The sequence below is a fragment of the Streptacidiphilus albus JL83 genome (genome assembly GCF_000744705.1).
Classification (GTDB): domain Bacteria; phylum Actinomycetota; class Actinomycetes; order Streptomycetales; family Streptomycetaceae; genus Streptacidiphilus; species Streptacidiphilus albus.
This window is the reverse complement of the sequence record NZ_JQML01000001.1, coordinates 9338656-9363746: the sequence shown is the minus strand read 5'-3', so window position 1 is coordinate 9363746 and position 25091 is coordinate 9338656. Positions and strand designations below refer to the sequence as shown.

Sequence of the window (25091 nt, the reverse complement as noted above, 5' to 3'; positions counted from 1 at the left end):
TATGTCAGGAGCCAAGTTGTTGATACAGACGATCACCAGTGTCGAGTACCACTGCGCGGACGCCGCGCAGACCGCCGCCGAGCTCCAGACCGGCTTCGGCTTCCTGCGCGACACCGACCAGCCCGAGTCGACGCCCGGGGTGCAGACCGTGCACCTCCACCAGGGCAGCATCCGACTGCGGCTCCGGTCCAGCGGGAACAGCGACCATCCGGTGGCCCGCTACGTCGAGCGGCACGGCGAGGGCGTCGCCGCGCTGGCGCTCGGCTGCACCGACCCGCAGGCCGTGCTGGAGCGGGCCGAGCGGCACGGCGCCGTGGTCCTGGACCGGGCCGACCGGCTGATCGTCGGCTTCGGCGACACCGCGCTGCGGTTCGTCCCGCTGCCGGAGGCTCCGGCCCGCACCGGCGGCGAACTGCTGGAGGCCCTCGACCACGCCGCCATCTGCGTGCCCGCCGGGCAGCTCGCGGAGGCCGTCCGGTTCTGCGAGGCCGCGCTCGGCCTCCACCGGATCTTCAGCGAGTACATCGAGGTCGGCGAGCAGGCGATGGACTCCTGCGTGGTGCAGAGCGCCTCCGGGGACGTCACCTTCACCCTGATCGAACCGGACACCAGCCGCCGGCCCGGCCAGATCGACACCTTCCTCGCGGACCACGACGGCGCGGGCGTCCAGCACCTGGCGTTCCGCACCGGCGACATCGCCACCGCCGTCCGTAGCGCCGGCTCGCACGGCATCGAGTTCCTCAGCACCCCGGGCGCCTACTACGACGGCCTGGCCGAGCGGCTCGGCGGCACCGCGATCCCGGTGGAGACGCTGCGCGAGCTGGACGTCCTGGTCGACCAGGACCACGGTGGCCAGCTGTTCCAGATCTTCGCCCGCTCGACCCACCCCCGGCGGACCTTCTTCCTGGAGTTGATCGAGCGCCAGGGCGCAGGCACCTTCGGCACCGCCAACATCAAGGCCCTCTACGAGGCCGTCGAGCGCCGGCGCGCCGCCGCTTCCGTCTGACCCGCCGACCCGACCAGTCCGTCCGACGGGTCCGCCCGCCGAGGAGGAGCACCCCATGACCACCGCACCCGAGTTCGTCCTGACCCGGGCCGAGCACGCCCTGCTGCCCACGCCGGAGGAGGTGGCCGGCTACCGCGAGCACGGCTGGTACCTGTCCCAACGGCTGTTCACCGACGAGGAGCTCGACACGCTCCAGGCGGCCAGTGACAAGTACTACGAAGGCCACCGCGACCGCACCCTCGCCGTCCGGCCGCCGAACCTGGCCTCCTGGGAGCCCTCGCACGGAGCGGTCCAGCGGCACAACGACTACGTCCACTACGAGAGCGACGCGATCGGCGAGATCCTGCGCAAGCCCCTGGTCGGCGCCGTCGCCGCGCTGCTCGCCGGAACCGCGGAGATCCGGGTCTTCCAGTCGACCCTGATCCTCAAGCCGCCCGTGCCCGACGAGCCCTCCAACCAGGTGCCGTGGCACTTCGACAAGCACTACTGGCACACCTCGTCCTCGGACGACATGCTGACCGCCTTCATCCCCTTCCACGGCTGCGGGGTGGAGAACGGCACCATCACCATGGTCGACGGCAGCAACCGCTGGCAGGAGCTCCCCTCCGGGGAGGACACCACCCGGCACTTCGCCCGGCGCGACCGCTCCGAGCTGGAGTCGGTCCTCGCCGCCAACGCCGCCCACAACGGCGCACAGGTGCGCAAGATCCCCGTCGTCATCCCGCGCGGGCACGTCAGCTTCCACCACTGCCGCACCTACCACGGCAGCGGCGCCAACCTGGCCGACACCCCGCGCCGGGCCGTCTCGCTGCACCTGCAGGACGGCGCCAACCAGTACCGTCCCGCCACCCGCCCGGACGGCACCCCGGCCTCCTACAACCACGACGCGGTGGTCCGCCGCACCGCCGACGGCCGCCCCGACTACGCCGACCCCGAGATCTGCCCCACGGTCTGGCGGGGCACCCCGTGACCGGCCCCGCCCACCCCGTCCCCGACGGCCTCGGCTCCCCCGCCGCGCGCTACCGGATGCTGCGGCTGATCCGCAGCTTCGAGGAACTCGCGCTCGGGCTGGTGAAGTCCGGGGCGATCACCGGCGGCATCCACCCCTACATCGGGCAGGAGGCGGTGGCGGTCGGCGTCTGCGCCGCACTGCGCCCGCAGGACCGGATCACCTCCACCCACCGGGGCCACGGCCATGTGCTCGCCAAGGGCGCGGCCCCGGACCGCCTGCTGGCCGAACTCCTCGGCCGCATCGGCGGGTTGAACAAGGGCCGGGGCGGCTCGATGCACGCCGCCGACTTCTCGCTCGGCATCCTGGGCGCCAACGGCATGGTCGGCGCCGGTGGCCCGATCGCGGTCGGCGCCGCCTGGTCCGCCCGGCAGGCCGGCGAGGACCGGGTGGCCGTCGCCTTCTTCGGCGACGGCGCACTCAACCAGGGCGTCCTGCTGGAGTCCTTCAACCTGGCCGCGATGTGGCGGCTGCCGGTGCTGTTCGTCTGCGAGAACAACGGCTACGCCACCACGCTGCCGGCCGCCACCGCCGTGGCCGGCAGCGCCACCGGCCGGGCCGCCGCCTTCGGGATCCCCGCCGTCGAGGTGGACGGGATGGACACCGAGGCCGTCCGCGCGGCGGCGGCCGAGGCCGTCGACCGGGCCGCCGCCGGCGGCGGTCCCGGCTTCCTCGAATGCCGCACCTACCGCTTCGAGGGGCACCACACCATGGAACGGCTGATGAAACTGCACTACCGCACCCCGGAGGAGATCGCCGACTGGCGCGGCCTCGACCCGCTGCCGCGCGCCGCGGCACTCCTGCCGCACGGCCTCGCCGAGCAGTTGGACGCTTCGGTGGCCGAACAGCTGGACGCCGCGCAGCGGTTCGCCCTCGACTCCGAACACCCGCGAGCAGAAGGGGCGTTGGACCACCTCTACGCCGACGGGCTGCGACCGAGGGCGGGGAGCACGGCATGAGGCTCTCCTACACCAAGGCGCTCAACCGGGCGCTCGCCGACGCCCTGGAGCAGGACCCGGCGGTCTGCGTCTTCGGCGAGGACATCGGCGCCGGCATGGCCGGCCCCACCCTCAACCTGCTCGACCGCTTCGGCCCCGGCCGGATCGTCGACACCCCGCTCTCCGAGCAGGCCTTCACCTCGATGGCCATCGGGGCCGCGCTGACCGGACGGCGGCCGGTGATCGAGTTCCAGATCCCCTCGCTGCTCTTCCTCGTCTTCGAACAACTCGTCAACCAGGCCCACAAGTTCTCCCTGATGACCGGTGGCCAGACCGGTGTCCCGCTCACCTGCCTGGTGCCGGGCTCCGGCTCCCGGGACGGCTGGGCCGGACAGCACTCCGACCACCCGTACAGCCTCTTCGCCCACGCCGGGATGAAGACCGTCGTGCCGGCCACCCCCACCGACGCCTACGGGTTGCTGCGGTCGGCGATCGCCGACCCGGACCCGGTGGTCGTGTTCGCCCCGGCCGCCGCCCTGCCGGTGCGCGAAACCGTCACCTGGGAGCTGGCGCCGGTCGCGCTGGGCTCGGCCCGGATCCACCGCGAGGGCACCGACGTCACCGTGGTCGCCGTCGGCCACCTGGTGCACGACGCACTGGCCGTCGCGGAGGAGCTCGCCGCCGAGATCTCCGTCGAGGTGTTCGACCCGCGCACCCTCCACCCCTTCGACTGGACCGCCCTGGCCGCCTCGCTGGAACGCACCGGACGCCTCGTCGTCATCGACGACTCCAACCGGAGCTGCGGCATCGGCGCCGAAGTCCTCGCCACCGCAGCCGAGGAGATGCGTCTGGTCGCCCCGCCCCGGCGGATCACCCGGCCGGACGGCGCCGTGCTGCCGTTCGCCCCCGGGCTCGACCGTGCCCTGCAACCGCACCGCGACCAACTGCGCCACGCCCTGCGCGCAGTCATGAAGTAGCCCCCTGCCCTCGCGACGCCCGCACCTGGGAGTGACCGCATGCCCACGGACCACCTGTACCACCACCGAGCCGCCGCCCGCCCGTACGTCAGCACGGACGGCGTGACCTTCCCGGCCCGGACCGCACTGCGGGAGATCCGCACCACCGGGCTGCTGGGCGTCCTCTCCGAACCGGGCTTCGAGCACCGGCAGACCCACGGCCAGGCCGTGGTCGAGCGGGCCGTCGGCGACCAGGGACCGGCCCGGTGAACCGGGAATCCGAACTCCACCCCCTCGCTCCCGCACTGCGCTCCGCCCTGGCAGCCTCCACCGACGACCGGATATTCTACGATCTGGCCGGGATCGCCCGCCGCTACGCCGCCCTACTGGACGAACTGCCGGGCATCGCAGTCCGGTTCGCCATCAAGGCCTGCCCGGTGGACGAGGTGCTGGCCGAACTGACCGCGCTCGGAGCCGGTTTCGACGCTGCCAGCCCGAACGAGATCGGTCAGGCCCTGCGCTCCGGCGTACCGGTCGGCCGGGTGCACTACGGCAACACCGTCAAATCGGACCAGGGCATTGCCGCGGCCTACCGCCTGGGCATCCGGGACTTCGCCACCGACAGCCTCGCGGACATCACCGCGATCGCCGAGCACGCCCCCGGATCCCGGGTGTTCTGCCGGCTCGCCACCAGCGGCGACGGCGCGCTCTGGGGGCTGAGCCGCAAGTTCGGCTGCTCGGCGGCGGACGCCGTCCAGGTGCTGACGGCCGCCCGGCAGGCCGGGCTGACCCCCGCCGGGCTCTCGGTGCACGTCGGTTCGCAGCAGCTGACCTCCGAGGCCTGGACGGCGGCCTTCGAGCTGCTCGGCGACGTGCTGGTCGACCTCGGGCAGCACGGGATCAGGCTCGACCACATCAATCTCGGCGGCGGCCTGCCCGCCCTGGGGTACCTCGACCGGCACGGCACCGCCCTCGTCCCGCCGCTCGACGAGATCTTCCGGACCGTTCGGCAGGGCCTCGTCCGACTGCGCCGACTGCACGGCGGCGAGCTCGACTTCGTTCTGGAGCCGGGCCGCCACCTGGTCGCCGACCAGGGCGCGATCCGGGCCCACGTCTACCGGCTGACCTCCCGTCAGCAGCTGGACGGCGAGCGGCAGCACTGGCTCTATCTGAGCTGCGGCAAGTTCAACGGGCTCTACGAGATGGACCAGTTGCAGTACCGACTGGTCTTCCCGACCCACCCGGACCCGGAGTACGTCCCGGCCGTGGTGGCGGGCCCGACCTGCGACAGCGACGACGCGTTCCCGCACGGCCACGCGACCGGCCGGGTACCGGTGCCGCTGGCGGTGGCCTCCGGCGACCCCGTGTGGATCCTCTCCAGCGGCGCCTACGCGGTCAGCTACCTCACCCAGGGCTTCAACGGCTTCGACCCGCTGCCGTACACGGTGCTCCCGGCCGCGTCCGAACCCTCGGGCGAACCGGCGTTGACGCCCCCTGCCGGCCGTGACCACCGGGGTCCGGCCCGGACCTCGCTGCACGGCTCCCGTCGGGGACGCTCCGCAGCCGGGTCCGGGCGTCCCGGATCCGAGCGATGGCCGGCGGCGGGGATGCAGTGACCTGAGCGGACGGCATGCGGGTGTGTGCGGGCCGCACATGACCGCGTAGACAGCCCAGTGAATGGGACCAGGGGCGGACCGGGAGAAGAAAGTGGTTGCGGCGGAGCATCGAATCAGGACGATCGGCGTGATCGGAGCCGGTCCCCGAGGGTTGTCCGTGGTCGAGCGGGTGACCGCGAACGCCGAGGACTTCCGACAGCAGGTCGTGATCCACGTGATGGATCCGTACCTGGGCAGTGGCGGACGGGTCTGGCGGACCACCCAACCGGTGGAGCTCCTGATGAACACCGTGGCATCGCAGGTGACGATGTTCACCGACGCGAGTGTGACCTGTCAGGGCCCGATCTGCCCGGGGCCGAGTCTGTACGAGTGGGCGAAGTTCGTCCTTCTGATGGAGCCCTTCGACTCCGTGCCGGAGTGGGTGCGTGCGGAGGCCCTGGCGCTCGGCCCGGACTCCTACCCCTCCCGGGCCTTCTACGGCTGCTACCTGGTGTGGGTACTGGATCGCCTGGTCCGCACGGCGCCGGGCCGGGTCAGCTTCCAGCTGCACCGCAACAGCGCGGTGAGCCTGACCGAGACCGAGGACGGCTCGCAGCTCGTCGCGCTGGACGACGGCACCTCGCTCCGACTGGACTGCGTGGTGCTGGCGCAGGGCCACCTGGACATCCTGCCGAGCGCCGACGAACACGCCCTTCAGCAGCACGCCCGCGCGCTCGGGGTGAACTACCTGCCGCCGACCAACCCGGCCGAGGCGGACCTGGAGCCCATCGCCCCCGGAGAGCGGGTCGCCCTGCGCGGCCTTGGGCTCAACTTCTTCGACTACCTGACCCTGCTGACCGTCGGGCGTGGCGGCAGCTTCCACCGGGAGGACGGGCAACTGCGCTACCGTCCTTCGGGCCGGGAACCCCTGGTTCTGGCCGGGTCGCGGCGAGGCATTCCGTACCACTCGCGCGGCGAGAACCAGAAGGGCGTGTCCGGTCGACACCGACCGGGACTGCTCACCCCCGAAAGGATCACCGAACTGCGGGAGCGGCGCCAGGCGGGCGAACAGATCGAGTTCTCCCGACACATCTGGCCACTGATCAGCAGTGAGGTCACCGGCGTCTACTACCACGCATTGCTGTCCGAACGGCTCTCCGGGGACGAGGCCGGTGCCTTCCTGCGCGAGTACTCCGACCTGCCCGTGGGCGGGCCTGCGGCGGAACGGCTCCTCAGCCGGTTCGGGGTCGGGCGGAACGACCGGTGGGACTGGGAACGCATCGCCCGACCCTACGGCGACCGGACGTTCGAAGCCCCGCTCGCCTATCAGGACTGGTTGCTCGACTATCTGAGGCACGACCTCGCCGAGTCGCGGCGCGGCAATGTCGACGGCCCCCTGAAGGCAGCCCTGGACGTGATGCGCGACCTGCGCAACGAGGTGCGCCTGGTGGTGGACCACGGCGGGATCACCGGCGACTCCTACCGGGACGAACTCCAGTCCTGGTACACCCCGCTGAACGCGTTCGTCTCCATCGGACCGCCGCCCCGCCGAATTGCGGAGCTGATCGCGCTCGTCGAGGCCGGGGTGGTCCGGATGGTGGGGCCGGGCATGCGGGTCGTCCCCTCGGCGGACGGATTCACCGTCAACTCCACCGCCGTGCCCGGGTCGGCGACCGAGGTGGCCTCGCTCATCGAGGCCAGGCTTCCGGAACCGGACGTCCGGGGCACTGCCGACCCGCTGGTCCGGGACCTGCTGGCGCGCGGGGCCTGTCGGCCCTACCTGATCCCGACCGGCGCCGACGGCCAGGTGGAGACCGGCGGACTGATGGTCACCCCGCGCCCCTGTCGGCTGGTGGACCTGACCGGGCAGGCCCACCCGTACCGTTTCGCCTTCGGCGTGCCCACCGAGACGGTTCACTGGGCCACTGCGGCCGGTGTCCGCCCCGGCGTCGACTCGGTGATCCTCGGCGATGCCGACGCGATCGCCCGGGCCTGCCTGTCCGTCGAACTCGGCCGGCGGCCCGTTCCGAAGGTGCGGGCCCGTGTCACCCTGTGAATCGAACGGTACAGCAGGTGGAAAGAGGACTGCAGGCATGAGCGATCAGAACGACTGCCGGTACGACGGAGCCGGCGTCGATGCGGGGCTGCTCGCCCCGGTCTGGGCGGGCACCGAGGCGCTCGCGGGCCTGAGCGACGAGGCGTGGGTCGCCGCGATGCTGGAGGTCGAAGTCGCTCTGGCCAGAGCCCAGGCCTCGCTCGGGGTGATCCCGGCGGGTTCGGCGGACGCCATCGCCCGAGGCGCGCGGTCGACCCGGATCGACGTCGTGGCACTCGCCCAGCGGTCTCGCGGTGCCGCCAACCCCGTGGTGGTCCTGGTCCAGGAACTCACCGCGGCGGTGGCCGCCGTTGACCCGCCTGCCGCCGAGCACGTGCATCTCGGCAGCACCAGCCAGGACATCCTGGACTCAGCGGCCATGCTGCTGGCGGCACGGACCCTGACCCGGATCGAGCGGGACCTGTCCAGGGTGGCTGCCGCACTGGCTGCCCTGGCCCGGGAGCACCGTGCGACGCCGATGGCCGCGCGCACCCTGGCCCAGCACGCGGTGCCCACCACCTTCGGGCTGAAGGCGGCTGGTTGGCTGGGTTCCGTGCTCGACGCCTCGGACCGGGTCCGGAGCACCACCGCCGGCCTGCCGGCCCAACTCGGCGGCGCGGCCGGAACGCTGGCGGCCTACCAGGAGTACGCCCGGGGAACTGCCGCCGAAGGCTCCGGTCCCGGCCACGGGATCGAACTCGCCGCGCGGTTCGCCGCCGAACTGGGGCTGCGCGAGCCTGACGCGCCCTGGCACAGCCTGCGGATCCCGATGTGCGACATCGGCTGGACCCTCAGCGCCGTCACCGGGGTGCTGGGCAAGTTCGCCCTGGACGTGCAGGGAATGTCCCGTACCGAGGTCGGCGAGGTCGGCGAACCGCCGGCCGGCGGTCGGGGGGTGTCCTCGGCGATGCCGCAGAAGCGCAACCCGGTGCTGGCGACCCTGGTGGTGACCGCTTCCCGCCAACTACCCGCCTACGCCTCGGTGCTGGCTCAGAGCATGCTGGCCGAGGACGAGCGGGCGCCCGGCGCCTGGCACGCCGAGTGGCAGCCGCTGCGTGAGGTGCTCCGGTTGGCGTCAGGAGCGGCGCACACGGCCGCCGAACTCGCCGAAGGCCTGGAGGTGTTCCCCGAGAACCTGCGCCGCAACCTGCACCTCACCGGCGGATCCATCGTCTCCGAGCGGCTCAATGTCGCGCTCGCGCCGCTGCTGGGCAAGGCTGAGGCCAAACGGCTGCTGGCGGAGTGCGCACGCCGGAGCGCTGCCGGTGGACCCACGTTCGCGGAAGTCCTGAAGGAACAGCAGGACCTGCTGGACAAGCTGCCGGACGGCGTCACCGTCGAGGACCTCCTGGCCCCCGAGGAGTACCTGGGCGCGGCCGGGGAACTCGTCGACCGAGTGCTGCGGCGCCACGCGCAGCCGGAGCGCCCATGAGCGGCCCACGCTCCCGCACCGTCTCCCGCGCCGTCGCGTTCCGGCTGACCGCCGGCCTCAGAGCCAGCCGCGGTCGCGCGCGGCGGCGCCGGCCTGGAACCGGGTCGACACGCCCAGTTCGCGCATCAGCGCGGAGATGCGGCGCTGGGTGGTGCGTGCGGACCAGCCGAGCGTCCGCGCCACCGAATCGTCGGTGAGCCCGCCGGCGAGCAGGCAGAGCAACGCGCGCGTCTGCTCGTCGGGCCCCTGCCCGGCACCCGCGGCCCCGACCGTCGGCTCGGCGTCCCGAGAGGTGTCGTTGGCGGACGCCACCAGCGGCACGGCCCGCGACCATTCGTGCTCGAACAGAGCAATCAGTACGGCGAGGATCGAGGACGAATGGATGACGAACGCCGTCTGCGCCACCGCCTCGTCCACCGCCACGGACATCACCGCCGCGTCCTCGTCCACGATGAGCAGCTTCGTCGGCAGGTCCGCGCGAACGCGCGCCTGCTCGCCCGACTCGCAGCTGGCCAGGATGTCCTCCCGGAACCGTCCGGGCCAGGCCAGCGCGTCGTGGCTGTATATGGTCCGGTAGACCACCCCGTCGAGCTGCCGCCGCCGCTGACGTGGCAGATTCTCTCCTGGCCGCTGGACGTAAGGGGGACGGTCGAACGAGCGCACCCGGTCGCGCGCCGACGCGTGCAGTCTGTTGACGTGCTGTGAGATCGCGGCGGCGCCGCTGATCACGCGCACCGAGCCGGGGTCGGTCGCGGCGCCGGCCTCCCGGAACAGCCGGCCGAGTCGGGCCAGTTCGGAGCGCGCCTCGATCAGCCGCCGCTCCTGGCGGCTGATCAGCGAGTCCAGGGCAGACTCCGGCGCCACGGCCTCGAAGTCCTCGCCGCCGGTCGACGCCGCCACGGCCAGCCCGGCGCGCACCAGACGGCGCAGCAGCGCCTCCGCGTCGGACGACGACAGCCCGCAGGCGTCGGCCAGTTCCGCGGCACCCGCACCTGGCCGGGTCACCAGAGCCTGGTACATCGCGACCTCGTCGGCCGAAAGCCCGACCGCCTCCAGCATTTCGCCCTCCTCCGGCAAAGCGGCTCCCCGCTTTGCGTGACGAGCTTACGCCATGGCCAATTCTGGTCAACGCCGATGCATTGAGCGAGTAGTCGGGCTGCTGGCACCGTGACCGGACAACTCAGTTGTAAGGCAAGGAGTGTAATGACGAGTAGGAAACCAGCCGGTCGCTGTGCGGTGCTCGGCGCCGCGCTGACGGTCGCGCTCGCCGCGCCGCTCACCGGCGCGAGCGCCGCCCACGCCGCAGTACCGCTGCCGGCCCGCAGCACCGTCACGGCCGCGCAGGCCGCAGCCGCCAACGCGGAACGGGGAACCGTCACGACGCCGCTCGGCGGCAGCCCACTGACACAGAAGACCGTCGGCCGCGTCGGCGTCGTCCCCGGCGAGGTCCTGCTCGGCCTGGCCCCCGGCCACAGCCTCGGCTCCGTGCTGGGCACGGCCGGTGCGCCGCACGGCAGTTCCGCGCGTGCCCAGGGCGGCGGCCGCTACCTGCTGCAGCTCGCCGGCCGTCCCGACGCCGCCGAAACACAGAGCGACGCAGCCAAGTTGGCGAAGGCCCCGGGCGTCGCCTACGCGATGCCCGACGAATACGCCTCATCCATGCAGACCGCCGCGACGCCGGTCCCGGCCGCGGCGGTATCCGCGCGGGTCCCGGCCGCGACCACGTCGGCCGCGGCCGCGGCCGGCCTGCCGACCAACTACGCGGTCTCGACCTCGCTGCAGGCGATGCTCAACTCCGGCGGCGTCGACGCGCTCGGCGCGTACGCGACCCTCGACAAGGACTACGGCCAGCTGCCCGGCACCGGCGAGATCATCACCAATGTCTCCGTCGGCGACCTGACCGACTCCTCGATGCACGATCCCGAGGTCGCCGCCGACGGCCCGACCACCGTCGTCCGGAACGGCCAGCGCTACCTCGACATCCCGTCGATGCCGCTGATCCCGACGTACACCTCCGATGACAGCGGCGTCCTGAACCCGGTCGGCTCGGTCGAGGGGGACGACCCCTCGGACGGCGAGGTGCTGCTCGACTTCTCCGTCATGGCGCCGCTGCCGGACGGCGACCAGCGCCCCGGCGCCACCGGCTCCGGCGTGAGCGACCTGCTCGGCATCGCGCCGGGCGCCCGGTACCGGCTCGTCGTGCCCAGCGACCCCAGCGGCGCCGGGATCGCCTCCGCGCTGATGGCCGCGGCGCAGCAGAACCCGCACCCGAACGTGATCACGGCCTCGCTCGGCTGGGGCACCGACACCACCGGGTTCCCCGGCCGCTACCTGGAGGACGACCCGCTCATCGAGGCCACGGTCGCCTCGATCGTGCACCGGCTCGGCATCACGGTCGTCATCGCGGCCAACGACGGCACCCGCACCTTCACCCCGGCCGCCATCGGCCCCGACGGGGGGTCGACCGCGACGGATGTGACGCACGACGCGTCCCGGGCCACGAACATCAACGACGACCAGGAGTCCACGGCGCCGACGCAGGTCCTGGACAGCGGCGCCATCGCCGCCGGAGCGACGACGCTCGACGACACGTTCGTGGCCGGCGACTCCGGCCCGAACGGCGTCTATGCCGCGACGCGGATCAGCGGCTCCGGCGACTACTCCTCCGGCTTCGGCAGCCGGGTCGACCTGTCGGCACCGGGCGACGGCATCGCGGCCTTCGTCCACGACGGGAGCACCGCCGAGTCGGTGGGCGTCGAGTACACCGGCGGCACCTCGGCCGCCGCGCCGGAGATCGCGGCCAGCGCGGCCGTGCTGTTGCAGTCCGCGCGGCTGACCGGCCGGAGCCTGAGCCCGGCACAGGTCCGCGACCTGCTCGAACGGACCGGTCGGCGGGTCGACACACCGGGCCAGATCGACCAGCGGCTCAATGTCGGCGCCCAGGTCGACCTCACCGCCGCCGTCGACGCCGAGCTGGCCGCGGGCCACTACCGCGGCGCCGCACCGGCCGACGCGGCGGACCGCGGCCGCGTGGGGATCGCCCGGATCGGTATCGAGCACCACGAGATCCTCGGCGATCTCGGCGGCGAGTACAGCATGAGCACGGACCCGGCGTCGATCGACCTCCAGGGGCCAGGCACGACCGGCGAGGGCCTGGCCGGACCGGTGCTGTTCGCCGCCGACCTGACCGGCGCCGACCCGGACGCGCCCGGGATGTCGTACGCCGTGAAGGTCGGCCGGACGACGTTCCGCTCGCAGACCCCCGCCGTGCGCGCCACGCCCACGGCCCTGCTGACCGCAGCCGACGACCCGGTGGTGGCGACGGCCGGGCGCACGGTCGGCTACACCTACGAGGTGTTCGACCACGGCCGGCTGTTGACCTCGCAGGCGGGCGAGCTTTCGTTCGGCGCGAGCAACGGCCAGTACGTGGAGGCGCCCGCGCCCAGTGCACCGTCGTCGGTGAACGAGGGTTCGAGCGTGACCGTCTCCTACGACCTCTCGCACGTGGCCGGCTCCCACCTGTCCGACCCGCAGCTGATGGTCTCCACGGTCAGCCACTGGAACCCGCTGCTCGCGCAGCTGTTCACGCCCGCCTACCAGGTCGACCTGACCGGCCTCACCGGCACGGTGACGATCCCGGCCTCGGTGTTCGACGACGGTGCGGGCATCTACGGCATCGGCATCGGTCAGAACACCTATGACGGCAAGCTGTACACATCAGGCGAGTTCACCTCGATACTCGTGAAGGGCCCCGCGTCCGTGGCGGACCGTCCTGCCGCGCCGCTGCTCGGCACCGCAGGCGCCCCGACCAACGCGCACGAGGTCGCCGTCACCCGGGAGAACCCGAAGTTCGAGCTCTCCTACGACGTGTCGAAGGTGCGCGGCACGCACGGCGAGGCCGCCGCAGGCGTTGAGCTCGAAGCCGCCGCCCCGGCACCGAGCGTGCTCGGCTCCTGGTACACCTTCTCCAATCCCTACGGCGATCAACGCGACAACGACGGCGTGGACACCGGATCGTCGCTCTTCCACCAGTACGCAGGCGCCAGCGGCAGGCTCAGCCTGGACGCGCTGTCCCTGGGACTGCGGACTTCGCTCCACTACAGCCTGCGGGTACTCGCCGTCGACGCAGCCGGGAACGTCATCGGGCAGGCCTCGCCGACGTCGATGCTCGACATCGACGACGGCGTGATTCCGAACGGCGGGATCGCGCGCAGCTTCGCCATGGCCGGCCCCGACTCGGTCGTCGCGGTGGACGAACCCGACGGCTCCGCGCAGGTGCTGCCCTACGACCCGTCGACCGGCAGCTACGGCTCGCCGATCACCGAGGACACCGACCCGCGGTCCGTGTACGACGTCGTCGGCGTCGACGGCGCACTCGACGCGGTGGAACTCATCCACGCCAACGGCAGCACCGGCGACACCACGCTGGAGACCTGGAACACCCGCACCGGCAAGGAGGTCGGGCAGGTCGTCCTCGACCCGAAGCAGTATCTGGACGTGATGGGCGGCCGCGTCGACGCCGTCCACCACCTGGCCGACTTCCTCAGCTACGGCGCCACGACGCACGCCGACACCGTGCTGGAGATCGACCTCGGCACCGGGCAGCTCAAGGCCGCCGTGGACGCCGACACCAGCGGAGTCGGCCCGGCGTCCTACGGCGGGATCAACGTCGATTCCAGTACCGGCGACGTGCTGCTCACCCAGAACGTGGGGCTCTGCTTCGGCGCCGCCTCCGGCAGCATCGCCGCGGTCGACACGGTGTCCGGGACGGTCACCCCCTCCCCCGCCGGTGTCCGCCCCTGCATCGACGCGGCCGCCGCCGACCAGGCCGGGCACCTGGACGTCTCCGAATGCTCGTCCGTCAGCGTCAACTTCTCCTGCACCAGCGACCTCCAGACGGTCGCCGAGGGCACGCTCACCGGCTCGGCCGCCACCGCGCTGCGCCAGGAGATGCCCGAAGGCCTCGCGGCCGACGGCGTGAACGGGCTCGCCCTCGTGGAATGGCCGGTGCCGAACGGTCCCGAGTCCTTCGGCTCCAACCTGCCGCTGCTCACCGACAACAACGCCACCAGCCAGGTCGCGGTGCTCGACGCGGCCACCGGCAAGGTGCAGGCGACGGTGCCCGGCTTCGGGTTCATCTCGCTCAACCAGAACATGGTCAGTCCGTTCGGCGGCGACTGGAACGCCGCCACCGAGCGGACCCTGCAGCTCGACCCGTCGACCAGGACCGGCTGGGTGATCTCGCCGGACGGCACCCAGATCCAGCAGTTCGGTTACTGACCGGTCGCCGCGCCACCCGGGCCTCGCTGCTCCGCCCCGGCGGAACAGCGAGGCCCGAGCCGTACGCGCGCCACCGCCCCGCCGGGACCTGGTTCTCGACCTGCTCGAACCCGCCGCTCATGGCCCTGGTGCCGGTCGGGCACAGGGCGACGGCGGTGGCGCGGTCGCCGGCGGCGACGGTGACCGGGTCGCCACTGACGACCCTGCGGGCCGGTGCCGGGCCGCACCACCGGCACCGCGCGTCTCCCGGCCACGGTGCGGAGCCCCGGCGCCGGCCGCCTACGACCCCACAGGGGCTTGGGGGTTCACCGGCGTCGCCGGACGTGCAGCGCCGTCGCGGTGCCGAGGAGAAGCAGTGTTGCCGCGGCAAGGGTCCATGGGAGCGGGTCGCTGCCGGTGTCCGGGAGCGGGGTCGTGCCGGTGTAGTCGTTGTCGGCAGTGATCGTCCCGGCGCCGGTGGCGGGCAGTACCGCGGCGTCGGCCGGGGTTCCGTGGTCGATGGTGACGGTGGCGGCGCCCTGGTGGTCGGGCTCGGTGGCGTAGCAGCGGGCCCCGGCGGGGAGGGTGAAGCCGAGGTCGGTGACCTGGACGGTCTGTCCGGGACGCAGCTGGTAGCGGCGCTTGTCGACGAGGGTGAGGTCGGGGGTGCCGAGGCTGGTGGGCAGGACGCAGGTCAGTTCGAGGGTGAAGGTGAGCCCTGCGGCTCGATCGCGGCCGGAACCGGTAGTGATCTTGGTGAGGTGCAGCGCCGACTCGCGGTACTCGTTGTCCGCGGTGATGCTGATCGCGGGTTGATCCAGGGTCACCACTGCCGGGTGCTGGGCGTCGGGGTGGTCGACGGTGGTCGCGAAGGCTCCGCCGTCGCGGGGTTCCCCGGCCCAGCAGCGGGCCCCGATCGGCAGCGGGACCGGAACGGTGAGCGGAGTGCCGGCGGTGACGGTGTAGGTGTGGTCGAGGAAGGTGACCGTGCCCTTGGGGCCGTCGCGTTCGCACATGACGTGCAGCGCGAACCGGGCGTCCTTGAGGTAGCTGCTGTTCCCGGCGGGGCCGGAGAGGGTCTTGTGCAGGGTCAGTCGGCCGGCCGAGAAGTGGTTCTCCAGTGCGGCGGTGGCCAGGTCGGTGGTGCCCTCCTTGATGGTGAGGGTGTGCACCGGTTCGGCGAAGCCGTCCGCTCCGCCCTTGTCCGTCTCGGTCACGGCGCAGACCGCGCCGACGGGCAGGTCCTTCAGTTCGGCTTCGAGTTCGGGCCGCTGGAGCTCGACGTCACGGGAGATGAGCCCGGGGTGGCCGTTGAAGTCGCAGAGCACGTGGAAGCGGAAGGGCCGGTCGGCGTAGTCCGCGCCGGGTCCGATGGTCCTCTTGTTGAGCACCAGGGTGCCGGTGGCGAAGGTGTTGGTGACGATGAAGGTGGCGGGCTGTCCTCCGGACTGGGGGGAGCCGACGACGGGCGTCGTCCCGTTGGGTCCGGGGAAGTCCGCGACGACGCGGGTGGAGCTGAGGGCCTTGATGGTGACGTGGGTGGCGCCGCCGTCGACGGTCTCGACCGCGTCGCAGACGGTGCCGACGGGGAGGTCGGTGATGGCCTGGGTGGCGTTGCCGGTGAACACCAGGTCCTGCGGGAAGTCCGGCAGCCGCGCTCCGTTGAAGGTGCAGTCCACCTGGATGGTGAACGGGCCTCCGCCGAACTCGTCGGCGGCCTCGCCGGTGACCCGCTTGACGACCAGCAGGTCGCGGCGCGGGTAGCTGTTGGTGATGGTGTCCGTCTGCACCTCGGAGCTTCTGTCGGCCGGTCTCACGGTCACCGTGATGGCATTGCCGGGGCCGAGGTGGTCGGTCCTGGCTCCGGCCGAGTCGCTCTCCCAGATCCGGCACACCGCTCCGGCGGGCACTCCTGACAGGTCCAGGGGCCGTGCGGTCGAGAAGGTCTCCTTGCCGCTGCGGACCTCGACGTTGCCGCCGGAGGCGGTGGTGAGCACGCAGGTGTACTCCACCTCGAACGGGCCGACCTTCGCTCCGTCCGGCGGGTCGACGACGCTCTTGAGGATGCGGACATTGCCGAACACCAGTCCGATCCCGGCCTTCGGCGGTTCGGTGACGGGCAGGACGGTGCTGCTGCCGCCGCTGGTGACGGTCTCGCTGTGGGCGAAGGAGTTCCAGGCGACGGACGGGTAGCCGGGGATGCTGAGGTCGGCCGGGGCGTCGAAGCCCATCCGGAAGAAGGCCACGTTGCCGGGCGCCATGCCGCCGGGGAACTGGACGCCTGCCTCGAAGGCCGTGGTGTGGTCGGCGGTCGCCGGCCTCCACGCTGCCGCGTTGCAGTTGCGCTCCGGGGTCGCGACGAGCTGTCCGCAGGGGTTGTTGGTGCTCGTGTAGGTGATGGTGGGGTTGCCGGGGCCCGAGTAGTCGACCGGGGCGTTGAGTTCGGGGACGGAGTCCCACTCGGTGCCGCGTTCGTCGCCGCCGAGCAGCACCCCGGTGTCGTGCGGGGCGGGGAAGACGTCGAGCAGTCGCAGCGAGACGGCCGGGGAGGTGCCGGTGTTCTCGATCCGCAGCAGGTAGGAGAACCGCTGACCGGGATAGGTCAGCGCGATGCAGGGATAGCGGGTGTAGGCGACGCCCAGGTGCGTCAGCGAGGGGCAGCGCGGGTCGCCGACCGGGACCTTGAGGCCGCTGTTGCTGTCCTGGAAGCCGAGGGTGGGGTCGCCGGCGACCCATTTGGCGGCGTCGAAGGAGACCCCGGCGCGGGTGGTCACCTTGGCGGTCGAGGTGCAGAAGGTGCCCTGCCCGTAGCCGGCGTCGTCGGTGACCTGGCCCAGTCGCGGCGACGAGGGGTCGCAGGTGATACCCGGCTGACTGTCCGAGCCGGCCCCGTACACATTGGGGATGACGGTGCCCGCGGCGACGCCGCCGGCCAGCTTGACCTGGTAGGTGACGGCGACCTGGTCGTTGGGGCGCAGCTGCCAGCCGGGGAAGCGCCAGACCAGCTTGGTGATCACCCCGTCGGCGTCGCGGACCGGCTCGAACTTCACCTCGACGGGTTTGGGGGAACCGCCCGCCAGCGAGTAGACGAGGGTGTACGGCAGGCCGCCGCCGCCGTTGTAGCTGTCGTCGAAGCGCAGTCCTGCTGGGATCTGGTCGACGATCACCAGGTCCTGGACCGGTGCGCTGCCGGTGTTCCTGGTGGTCAGGGTGAAGGGGGCCGGGTTGCCGGGGCTGAGCACGGTCTCGGCGGGAGACTTCTCCACCCGCAGCTGGCTCCTGCCCTCGGTGATGGTCAGGGTGGCCGTGTCCGGCGGGATGGGGAAGGTCGATCCCTCGGGCTGCAGCCGGCTCTCACCGGCGCCGGAGGCGGTGTCGGGGATGGTGTCGGGGATGGGCTTGCCCGGGTCGGACCGCAGTGCGGTGCGGGCCTGGACCACCAGGCAAACGCTGGAGCCCGGGCAGCCTCCGCCGCCGGGCGCGGCCGTGGCCGGCACGATCGTGTAGCCGCCGGTGGAGGAGGTGAAGGTGACCCTGACGCCCTGGATGTCGGCCGGGGCGACCCCGGCCGGGAAGCCCGGGGTGGTGCTGTCGGTGGGGGTGCCGGTGATGAACACCGGGGGTTTCGCGGCGCAGCCGGTGGTGCAGACGTCGACCTGGACCCGGTCGGCGCCGTTGGGGAAGGTCACCCCGGCCAGCCGGACCGCCGTGACCGAGTCGAAGAACGCCGGGTCCGTGTCGGTGACCTGCAGCCGCTTCAGACTGAGGTTGCCGGTGTTCAGTACGGTGAGCCGGACCGTGACGTCCAGCGGGTTCAGGCCGGGGGTGGGCCGGATGATGCTGGACGGCGACAGGCTCTTCTGCAGCGACGCGCCGGAGCGGGCGGGCCCGATCGCGACGTCCTCGGAACAGGTCGGGCTCTTCGGCGTGCGCCCGTCGATGGAGGTGGTGAAGCAGTTCCGCAGGCTGCCGGAGGTCACCCCGTCACGCAGCTCGACGGTCACGTCGACCCGCATGCTGGCCCCGACCGGCAGGCCCTCGGGCGAGCGCAGCCGCACGCCCTTGGCCCGCGCCATCAGCGCGGTGTCCCCCTGCTGGTACTCCACCCACTTCCTGGTGGTCGGATCGTAGAGTTCCAGGACCAGCGGCAGCGAGACGCCGCCGGACCCGTAGTTCAGTCCGGTGATCCTGATGGAGTCGAAGGGGTTGCCCTTGGCGGCGGGGTCCGGCGGATCGGTCATGACCACGTTGGGCAGGAAGACATTGCCGTCGTTGACCAGTCCCAGGGTGTAGGTGACCGGCTGGCCCGGCGGGATCTCCTTCTGCGAGGCGGTCTTGACGCCCCGTCCGTCCTCCCGCGGCTCCTCCACCGGCAGCGTCGCACAGGACGTCGACGCGGCCGTGCCCGAACCGTTGGCGGGATTGGTCGCGGAGCCGTCCGCGCAGTCCAGGACTCCGTCCTTGACGTCCTGGGCGGTGACCTTGCTGTTGAGTTTTCCGTGCACCCCGAGCCCTGCGCTCGCGCCCGGCACGATCGTGCCCGAGCCGTCGGCCGCGGTGCCGGTGAAGGTGACCGACACCCGCGCGGGCGGACTGCCGTCCGGGCAGCCGGCCGGGAGCGTCTGCGGGGCGGTCAGCGTCCGCACCGGCAGCACCGTGCCGTTGCGGCAGGTCACGCTCACCGCAGCGGTGGTGGCACCGCTGGGGAAGGTGACCCGCAGCGTCGACACGTCCAGCTTGTCGAACTCGCTCGCGGCCGAACCGGAGGGTTCCGTGATGGTCATCGTGGCCACCGGGAACGGTGAGGTGTTGGCGGCGGTGACGATCGCGCTGACCCGCGAGCCCTGCCCCAGCACCGCCGTGCCGCTCTGGGTGAAGTCCCCGCGGCTGTCCGGGAAGAAGCGCTTGCCGACGTCCACGGTCGCGATGTTGGGCAGGATGTCGTGGTTCGTGCAGGCCGGCGCCCCGACGACGGTGAACTTGCTGCCTTCGGCCTGGACCCGTGGATCCGCGCAGTTCTTCACCGTCCTGCGCTTCACCGGGTTGAGGTCAGCCCCGGTGCTGCGCACGGTGCGGCGCAGCTTCACCCTCATCTGCACCGTGCCGCCCGTCGGGTCGTAGGGCAGCGGCGTTCCTGCGGAGTTGCTGAACTCGTAGCGGACGCCGGTCACCTGACCGGCGGTCACGCCGTCGGGCAGGGCGAGCCCGGGGCCGGCGGTCGGCGTCGCCGCGATCAGCTCGGCGTCGGTGCAGGGCGACCCCACGGGCTTGGTGCACACCAGCACGGTCACCTGGTCGGCGCCGGCCGGCATCTTGGTGACCGGGCCCACCGAGAGCAGGTCGAAGTTGTCGAACAGCCCGGGCGAGGACTCCTCGATGCCCAGCTTGGCGATCTTCGAGGTGTTGTTGGAGGTGTTCGCGGTGCCCAGGGTGACCGTCGACTCGCCGTCGCTGTGGGCGACGTCGGACCCCGGCTGCCAGCTCTTGGTCGCCTTGGCGTCGAGGTTCTTCGGCACGGTCACGGTCTGGGTGACCGAGGAGATGACCTGGCTGGCGTTGTCCGCCTTGGCGGTCGCGGTGTTGGTGACCGAGTCGCCGTCCTTGAGCGGCCCGCTCTCCGGTACCCGCATGGCGATGTCCACGTCGGCGGTGGCGCCCGCCGTGAGGCCCACCGAGCCCTCGGGGTTGGGCGGAGCGGGCAGGGGCGAGGTGAACGCGATGGTCAGCTTGCGGGTCGCCGCGTCGTAGGTCACCGTGCGGGTCGGGGTGGACTGGGGCAGGGCGGTGACGTCGAACTCCGGCGGCAGGGTGTCCTCGATGACCGCGTTGACGCAGGACTCCTTCAACGAGGAGCAGGACAGCGTCAGCTTGTAGGAGAACGTCGACCCTGGCAGCAACGGATCGGGGGCGCCTTCGACCGCCTTGTTCAACGTCATCACCGGGCCGCTGGACAGCACCCCGACGCCGCCGTCCCGGAGCGAGGGGTGCTGGTGGCGGTGCCGACCACCTCCGGCGTCGGCCTGGAACGGCAGCGACAACACGCTCAGCAGCGCCACCAGCAACGCCGCCACGGTCCGCGCCGGTCGCCCGGAACCTGGGAGGTGAGCATGCCTCATCGTCGCCGCCGTCCACATCTGCCGGTTGGCCAAATGACACGTTGATCACTTTGGACGGTAGGCACAAAAGCGGCTCAGCATGTCGGGGCGCGCCCTGGTGTCATCCCAATGGCACAGCGGCCCGACCCCGACGCGACCTGCGACTGCCGACGCCCCCCTCTCTCTGCCGGCCCGGCGTCGAGAACGAGCCGGACACCGCGTCTCCGTGCCACTCGGCTGGAAGCCGCCGTATCAGGACGACATGAGCCACTGCTGTGAGGTCGAGCCGTTCGGGGTCTGCTGCTGGATCCCGGCACCGGTGGAGGTGGCCGCGCCGGCGACGCCCAGCACCAGGCCGCTGAGCACACTGGTGACGGTGACGTAGCCGCCGCCGGCCGACGCCACGGTCCACTGCTCGTTCCTGCCGCCCTGGATCGGCCACTGGATGATCGGCTGGTCCGGCGCGCTGGCCCCGTCCTCCACGTTCATCCCCAGCCCGGACGCGACATTGACGATGTCGAACACCCCGGCCGCCGCGCCGGACGCCGGCTTCAGCTGCCAGTGCTGGTTGGCGGCGCCGGTCTTCGTGTTCTGCGCCAGCAGCGTTCCGGCGGAGGTGGAGGAGCCGGGGTCCTCCAGCACCAGGCCGCTGTTCCGGTTGACCAGACAGAAGGTCGTGGGGGACATGAGCCACTGCTGTGAGGTCGAGCCGTTCGGGGTCTGCTGCTGGATCCCGGCGCCGGTGGAGGTGGCCGCGCCGGCGACGCCCAGCACCAGGCCGCTGAGCACACTGGTGACGGTGACGTAGCCGCCGCCGGCCGACGCCACGGTCCACTGCTCGTTCCTGCCGCCCTGGATCGGCCACTGGATGATCGGCTGGTCCGGCGCGGTGCTCCCGTCCTCCACGTTCATCCCCAGCCCGGACCCGACATTGACGATGTCGTGGACGCCGGGTGCGGCGCCGGACGCCTGGACCAGGTTCCACGTCTGGTTCGGGGTGTAGCCCGGGGTGTTCTGCGCCAGCAGGGTTCCGGCCGAAGCGGAGGACCCAGGATCCTCGACCGCCAGTCCGCTGTCCCGGTTCACCAGGATGAACTGCGTCGGCAGGGCGAGCGTCGGCGCCGGGGTGACGGTGACCGACCCGCCGGCCGGGACGGTCACCTGCTGGCTCCATGTACCGACGACGATCAGCGTGCCGGCGGAGGCCGGGCCGATGTTGCGCACGGTCGCGCTGGTGGCCTGGCCGTCGGTCCAGGAGAAGTCGACGGTGAAGCCGCCGCGGGCGGGCATCCCGGTCACGTGTCCGCTCGCGGCCCAGGCGGTGGGCAGCGCGGGCAGCAGCTGGAGGTAGCCGGGGCGGGAGTAGAGCAGCATCTCGACCATCGCCGAAGGCATGCCGAAGTTCGCGTCGATCTGGAAGACCCCGGTCGACGAGCCGTCAGCGTAGATGTCGAAGAAGTTGATCGCAGTGCCGTTGGAGCCGTTGACCGAGGGGGTCAGCTGGTAGACCAGCTCCTGATAGGCACTGGCCGCGTTCTTCAGCCGGGCCCAGCAGAGCGAACGCCAGGCCACCGCCCAGCCGAAGCTCTGCATGCCGCGCGCGGTCAGCAGGTTCGTCACGCCGGTCAGCAGGGCGGCCGGGCTCTGGTCCGCGGTGATCCGGTCGCCGGGGAACAGCCCGACCAACGGGGACAGGTGGCGGTGCTGGATGTCGGAGGTGTCCAGGTTCTGCGGCGTCATCCACTCTTCGAGCCACCCGGTCACGGAGCTGACCTGGGGCAGGTAGAGCTGGCTCTGCAGGCCGGCGATCGTGGCGGCGAAGGAGGAGTCCTGACCGAGCGTCGCGGCGGCCTGCTGGTAGTTCTGGAAGAGTTGCCAGACGAGCTCTTGGGCGTAGGTGATGCCGATCGCGTTGCTCGGGCCGTGCTCCGGGGACCAGTCCGCGTCATCGACGAGCACCGTGTGCGCGACGTTGTTCGCGTCGGTCCAGGTGGTGCTGATCAGGCGTGCCTGCCAGAACTGGCAGGCGCTCTTGAGCAGGGGGTAGATCGTGCTCAGGTAGGTGGCGTCCTGGGTGTACAGGTAGTGGTCGTACAGGCTGTTGGCCAGCCAGGCGCCGCCGGCCGGATGCCACCACCAGCCGAATCCGCCATAGGGGTTCATCGAGATCGCGACGGTGAATCCGGCAATCTTCCCCGAGGAGTTGCGGAAGCCGTTCTGGCTTGAGTTGAACAGTGTCTGGGTGCGCGTCTCCCAGGCCGGCAACTGCGCGAGGCAGTAGTCGGCGAACGCCTGGAAGCAGCTGGGCACGCCGGTCCGGTCCGGCAGCCAGTAGTTCATCTGCAGGTTGATGTCGGTGTGGTAGTCGGCGAACCAGCTGGGGTCGTCGTTGTTGATCCACAGCCCCTGCAGGCCCATCGGCAGCGCGGTGCGCGAGCCGGTGATTGCCAGGTACCGGCCGAGCATCAGGTAGGACGCCTCCAGCTGCGGGTCCGGCGTGCCGGACGAGGAGCGGGCGGCCAGGCGGGCGTCGGTGCTCATCGCGTTCTGCGCGGCGGTCGACTGGCCCAGGTTCACCGTCATCGCGCCTGCGAGTGCCTGGTAGTCGGCCACGTGGTCGTTCAGCAGCGTCGCGCCGGACCGGGCCAGTGCGGACTGGGCCTTCGACCGGGCCACCGTCAGCGGGGTGATCGTGCTGTCGAGGTACCCGGTGGCGGTCGGCGAGTAGTCGGTGCCCGCGCTGAGCACCAGCACGACCTCGCTGCAGTTCGCGAACGCGACCGAGGATCCGGACGTGCTGACCGTCCCGCCGGTGACGGCGGCGGCGGCTATCGCCGCGTACTTCTCCCCGCCGGTGCTCAGCGTCCCGGTGAACGACACCGCGCCGGTCAGCGTACTGTCGGCGGCGACGCTCTCGCTGTGCGTCCCGGCCAGGGAGAGCGAACCGGAGTACGTTCCGCCGCCGGTCTGGGTCAGGTGGATGACGACAACGTCGTCCGGGTGGCTGGCGTACACGTCGCGCCGGTAGGAGGCCGAGCCGAGCTGGTAGGTGACCGAGGCGAAGCCGTTGCTCAGGTCGAGCTGTCGCTGGTATCCGCCGATCGCCGACGCCGTGTGCGTCGGCAGGCTCAGGTGCGCGGCCGCCAGCTGGCCGAAGCTGCCGAAGTCGGTGGAGTCGTAGGGGAACTGCCCGTCGCCGCTGCCATCGAGCGAGGTGTTCGCAGTGCCCTGCCAGAAGGTGCCGTCGGTCAGGTAGATCGCGTCGTTCGCCGAGTCGCCCGTGGTCAGCGCGCCGAGGCGGCCGTTGCCGATCGGCAGCCCCTGCTGCATGATCGAAGCCTCGCTGCCGGCTGCCTCGTACCACATCGTCACCGCCTCGCTCGGCGGGACCAATGTGACCGGCCCCGAGGACGCCGCGGACGCGGAGGGCAGAGCACGCGACGGCAGGGCCGGCAGCACGCCGGCGGCCATCAGCACGCCGAGCACGGCGCCGCTGCGCAGCAACGCGCGGCGTGAAGTGCCGGGGGGCGTGGCGTCGGCCTGGGCCCGGATGGAGTCGTTAGATTCTGAGTTATCTTGTTGCATCATGCGTTTCCCTCGCTGAAGAGGTGCGCCTCGGATGGTGATGTGCCGCAGAATATGACATACATCCGATCTCTTCACAAGACCCCGCCTGCGGTAATGGCACCTCAGCTGGGATGATAGCTCAGACCCCACTGACCTTCCCTCGAGTCAGCAGATCATCCATGGGATGAATAGCGAATGTGTGAATTTGTTGGAAGCACGGCACCGGCGTTGCGGGCGAACCGGCCCTCACCGCCGCTGCGGATCGGGTAGGAATGTCCTCATGACACAGGCAGGTCGTGAGCCGACCGTCCCGGAGATGCTGGCAGCCAATGAGAGGAACTGGGACGCCCGTACGCCCGTGCACGCGGCCAGCGACTTCTACGGGCTGGACGGCTCCCGCCCCGGCGCCGATTGGTTCGCGCCCTTCGAGTGGTCGGATCTCGGCGACCTGCACGGGCGCACGGTGCTGCATCTGCAGTGCCACCTGGGCACCGAGACGCGCGCGCTCGCCGAGCGAGGCGCCGCGCACACGGTGGGGCTCGACTTCTCCCGGGAGTCCGTCACACAGGCCCGGCGGCTGGCGGCCGGGGTGGGCGCGAGCCTGGAGTTCGTCCGGGCCGACGTGCACGACGCCGTGGCCGCCCTCGGCGGGCGGCGCTTCGACGTCGTCTACACCGGCAAGGGCGCGCTGTGCTACCTGCCCGACCTGCCCCGGTGGGCGCAGATCGTGCACGCGCTGCTGCAGCCGGGTGGGGTGCTGTACCTGGTGGAGTTCCACCCGCTGCTCAACTCGCTCGGCCCCACTCCCCAGCCGGACGAGGAACCGGGGCAACTGCGACTGCGCCGGGACTACTTGGGCGGCAGAGGGCCGCTGCGGATCGACAACGCCCACACCTACACCGACGGACCGCTGCTGGAAGGCGCGACGGTGAGCTACGAGTGGCGGCACGGAATCGGCGATGTCGTCGAAGCCGTGGCGGGTGCGGGGCTACGGCTGGAAGTGCTTCGCGAGACGGATCTGCTGCCGTGGCCCCGCTTCGCGGGCATGGTGCGCGGCGAGGGCGGCTGGTGGCAACTGCCGGGCCACCAGCCGAAGGTGCCGCTGATGTTCGCGCTGCGAGCCGTCCGGCCCGCCTGAC

General features: G+C 71.7%; 13 protein-coding genes. 10 read left to right on the top strand and 3 right to left on the bottom strand.

The window, feature by feature from the left end; genetic code table 11:
* Nucleotides 1-16 precede the first annotated feature (16 nt).
* The 8 genes from hppD (at nt 17) to BS75_RS40465 (ending at nt 9031) form a co-directional block, all read left to right on the top strand.
* On the top strand, nt 17-1006 hold the full coding sequence (gene hppD / locus BS75_RS40500; RefSeq protein WP_034091775.1) for a 4-hydroxyphenylpyruvate dioxygenase: 990 nt from the start codon (nt 17-19) through the stop codon (nt 1004-1006).
* 55 nt (nt 1007-1061) lie between these two features.
* Nucleotides 1062-1976, top strand: a complete 915-nt coding sequence (locus BS75_RS40495) for a phytanoyl-CoA dioxygenase family protein (RefSeq protein ID WP_034091774.1) — start codon at nt 1062-1064, stop codon at nt 1974-1976.
* Entirely contained in the window at nt 1973-2974 is a 1002-nt protein-coding gene (locus tag BS75_RS40490) for a thiamine pyrophosphate-dependent dehydrogenase E1 component subunit alpha (protein ID WP_231608044.1), read from the top strand. The genes BS75_RS40495 and BS75_RS40490 overlap by 4 nt, the downstream gene beginning before the upstream one ends.
* On the top strand, nt 2971-3930 hold the full coding sequence (locus BS75_RS40485) for an alpha-ketoacid dehydrogenase subunit beta (RefSeq protein WP_034091773.1): 960 nt from the start codon (nt 2971-2973) through the stop codon (nt 3928-3930). Before BS75_RS40490 ends, BS75_RS40485 begins: the two co-directional genes overlap by 4 nt.
* A gap of 39 nt (nt 3931-3969) precedes the next feature.
* Nucleotides 3970-4179, top strand: coding sequence for a hypothetical protein (locus tag BS75_RS40480; protein ID WP_034091772.1), 210 nt, complete (start codon nt 3970-3972; stop codon nt 4177-4179).
* Nucleotides 4176-5525 carry a type III PLP-dependent enzyme gene (locus tag BS75_RS40475; RefSeq protein ID WP_081983084.1) on the top strand — a complete coding sequence of 450 codons (1350 nt, stop codon included), beginning with the start codon at nt 4176-4178 and terminating at the stop codon, nt 5523-5525. The genes BS75_RS40480 and BS75_RS40475 overlap by 4 nt, the downstream gene beginning before the upstream one ends.
* 61 nt (nt 5526-5586) lie before the next feature.
* On the top strand, nt 5587-7560 hold the full coding sequence (locus BS75_RS40470; RefSeq protein WP_042438015.1) for an FAD/NAD(P)-binding protein: 1974 nt from the start codon (nt 5587-5589) through the stop codon (nt 7558-7560).
* Between the two features lie 37 nt (nt 7561-7597).
* Complete coding sequence (locus BS75_RS40465; RefSeq protein ID WP_042438014.1) at nt 7598-9031, top strand: class-II fumarase/aspartase family protein; 1434 nt, start codon at nt 7598-7600, stop codon at nt 9029-9031.
* Nucleotides 9032-9088: 57 nt separating this feature from the next.
* Here BS75_RS40465 and BS75_RS40460 read toward each other — a convergent pair whose 3' ends face one another.
* Entirely contained in the window at nt 9089-10090 is a 1002-nt protein-coding gene (locus BS75_RS40460; protein ID WP_034094783.1) for a helix-turn-helix domain-containing protein, read from the bottom strand.
* A 144-nt stretch (nt 10091-10234) separates the two neighbouring features.
* On the opposite strand from BS75_RS40460, the gene BS75_RS40455 reads away from it, so the two are divergent.
* Nucleotides 10235-14311, top strand: a complete 4077-nt coding sequence (locus tag BS75_RS40455) for a S8 family serine peptidase (RefSeq protein ID WP_081983083.1) — start codon at nt 10235-10237, stop codon at nt 14309-14311.
* Between the two features lie 305 nt (nt 14312-14616).
* On the opposite strand, the gene BS75_RS40450 is transcribed toward BS75_RS40455, so the two are convergent.
* Together BS75_RS40450 and BS75_RS40445 are read right to left on the bottom strand one after the other, a co-directional pair.
* Complete coding sequence (locus BS75_RS40450) at nt 14617-20361, bottom strand: DUF5979 domain-containing protein (protein ID WP_152645858.1); 5745 nt, start codon at nt 20359-20361, stop codon at nt 14617-14619.
* Between the two features lie 276 nt (nt 20362-20637).
* On the bottom strand, nt 20638-23973 hold the full coding sequence (locus BS75_RS40445) for a glycosyl hydrolase family 95 catalytic domain-containing protein (protein WP_152645857.1): 3336 nt from the start codon (nt 23971-23973) through the stop codon (nt 20638-20640).
* Between the two features lie 259 nt (nt 23974-24232).
* Between BS75_RS40445 and BS75_RS40440 the strand changes: the two genes are divergently transcribed.
* Nucleotides 24233-25090: a class I SAM-dependent methyltransferase gene (locus BS75_RS40440; RefSeq protein WP_034091770.1), complete on the top strand. Its 858-nt coding sequence runs from the start codon at nt 24233-24235 to the stop codon at nt 25088-25090.
* Nucleotide 25091: the final 1 nt, after the last annotated feature.

What these genes read in the sequence shown, in the direction of transcription:
- BS75_RS40470 (WP_042438015.1), top strand. Translation starts at nt 5,587, where the DNA reads ATGGGACCAGGGGCGGACCGGGAGAAGAAAGTGGTTGCGGCGGAGCAT.
- BS75_RS40440 (WP_034091770.1), top strand. Translation starts at nt 24,233, where the DNA reads ATGACACAGGCAGGTCGTGAGCCGACCGTCCCGGAGATGCTGGCAGCC.
- BS75_RS40465 (WP_042438014.1), top strand. Translation starts at nt 7,598, where the DNA reads ATGAGCGATCAGAACGACTGCCGGTACGACGGAGCCGGCGTCGATGCG.
- BS75_RS40495 (WP_034091774.1), top strand. Translation starts at nt 1,062, where the DNA reads ATGACCACCGCACCCGAGTTCGTCCTGACCCGGGCCGAGCACGCCCTG.
- BS75_RS40445 (WP_152645857.1), bottom strand. Translation starts at nt 23,973, where the DNA reads ATGATGCAACAAGATAACTCAGAATCTAACGACTCCATCCGGGCCCAG.
- BS75_RS40460 (WP_034094783.1), bottom strand. Translation starts at nt 10,090, where the DNA reads ATGCTGGAGGCGGTCGGGCTTTCGGCCGACGAGGTCGCGATGTACCAG.
- BS75_RS40485 (WP_034091773.1), top strand. Translation starts at nt 2,971, where the DNA reads ATGAGGCTCTCCTACACCAAGGCGCTCAACCGGGCGCTCGCCGACGCC.
- BS75_RS40455 (WP_081983083.1), top strand. Translation starts at nt 10,235, where the DNA reads ATGACGAGTAGGAAACCAGCCGGTCGCTGTGCGGTGCTCGGCGCCGCG.
- BS75_RS40480 (WP_034091772.1), top strand. Translation starts at nt 3,970, where the DNA reads ATGCCCACGGACCACCTGTACCACCACCGAGCCGCCGCCCGCCCGTAC.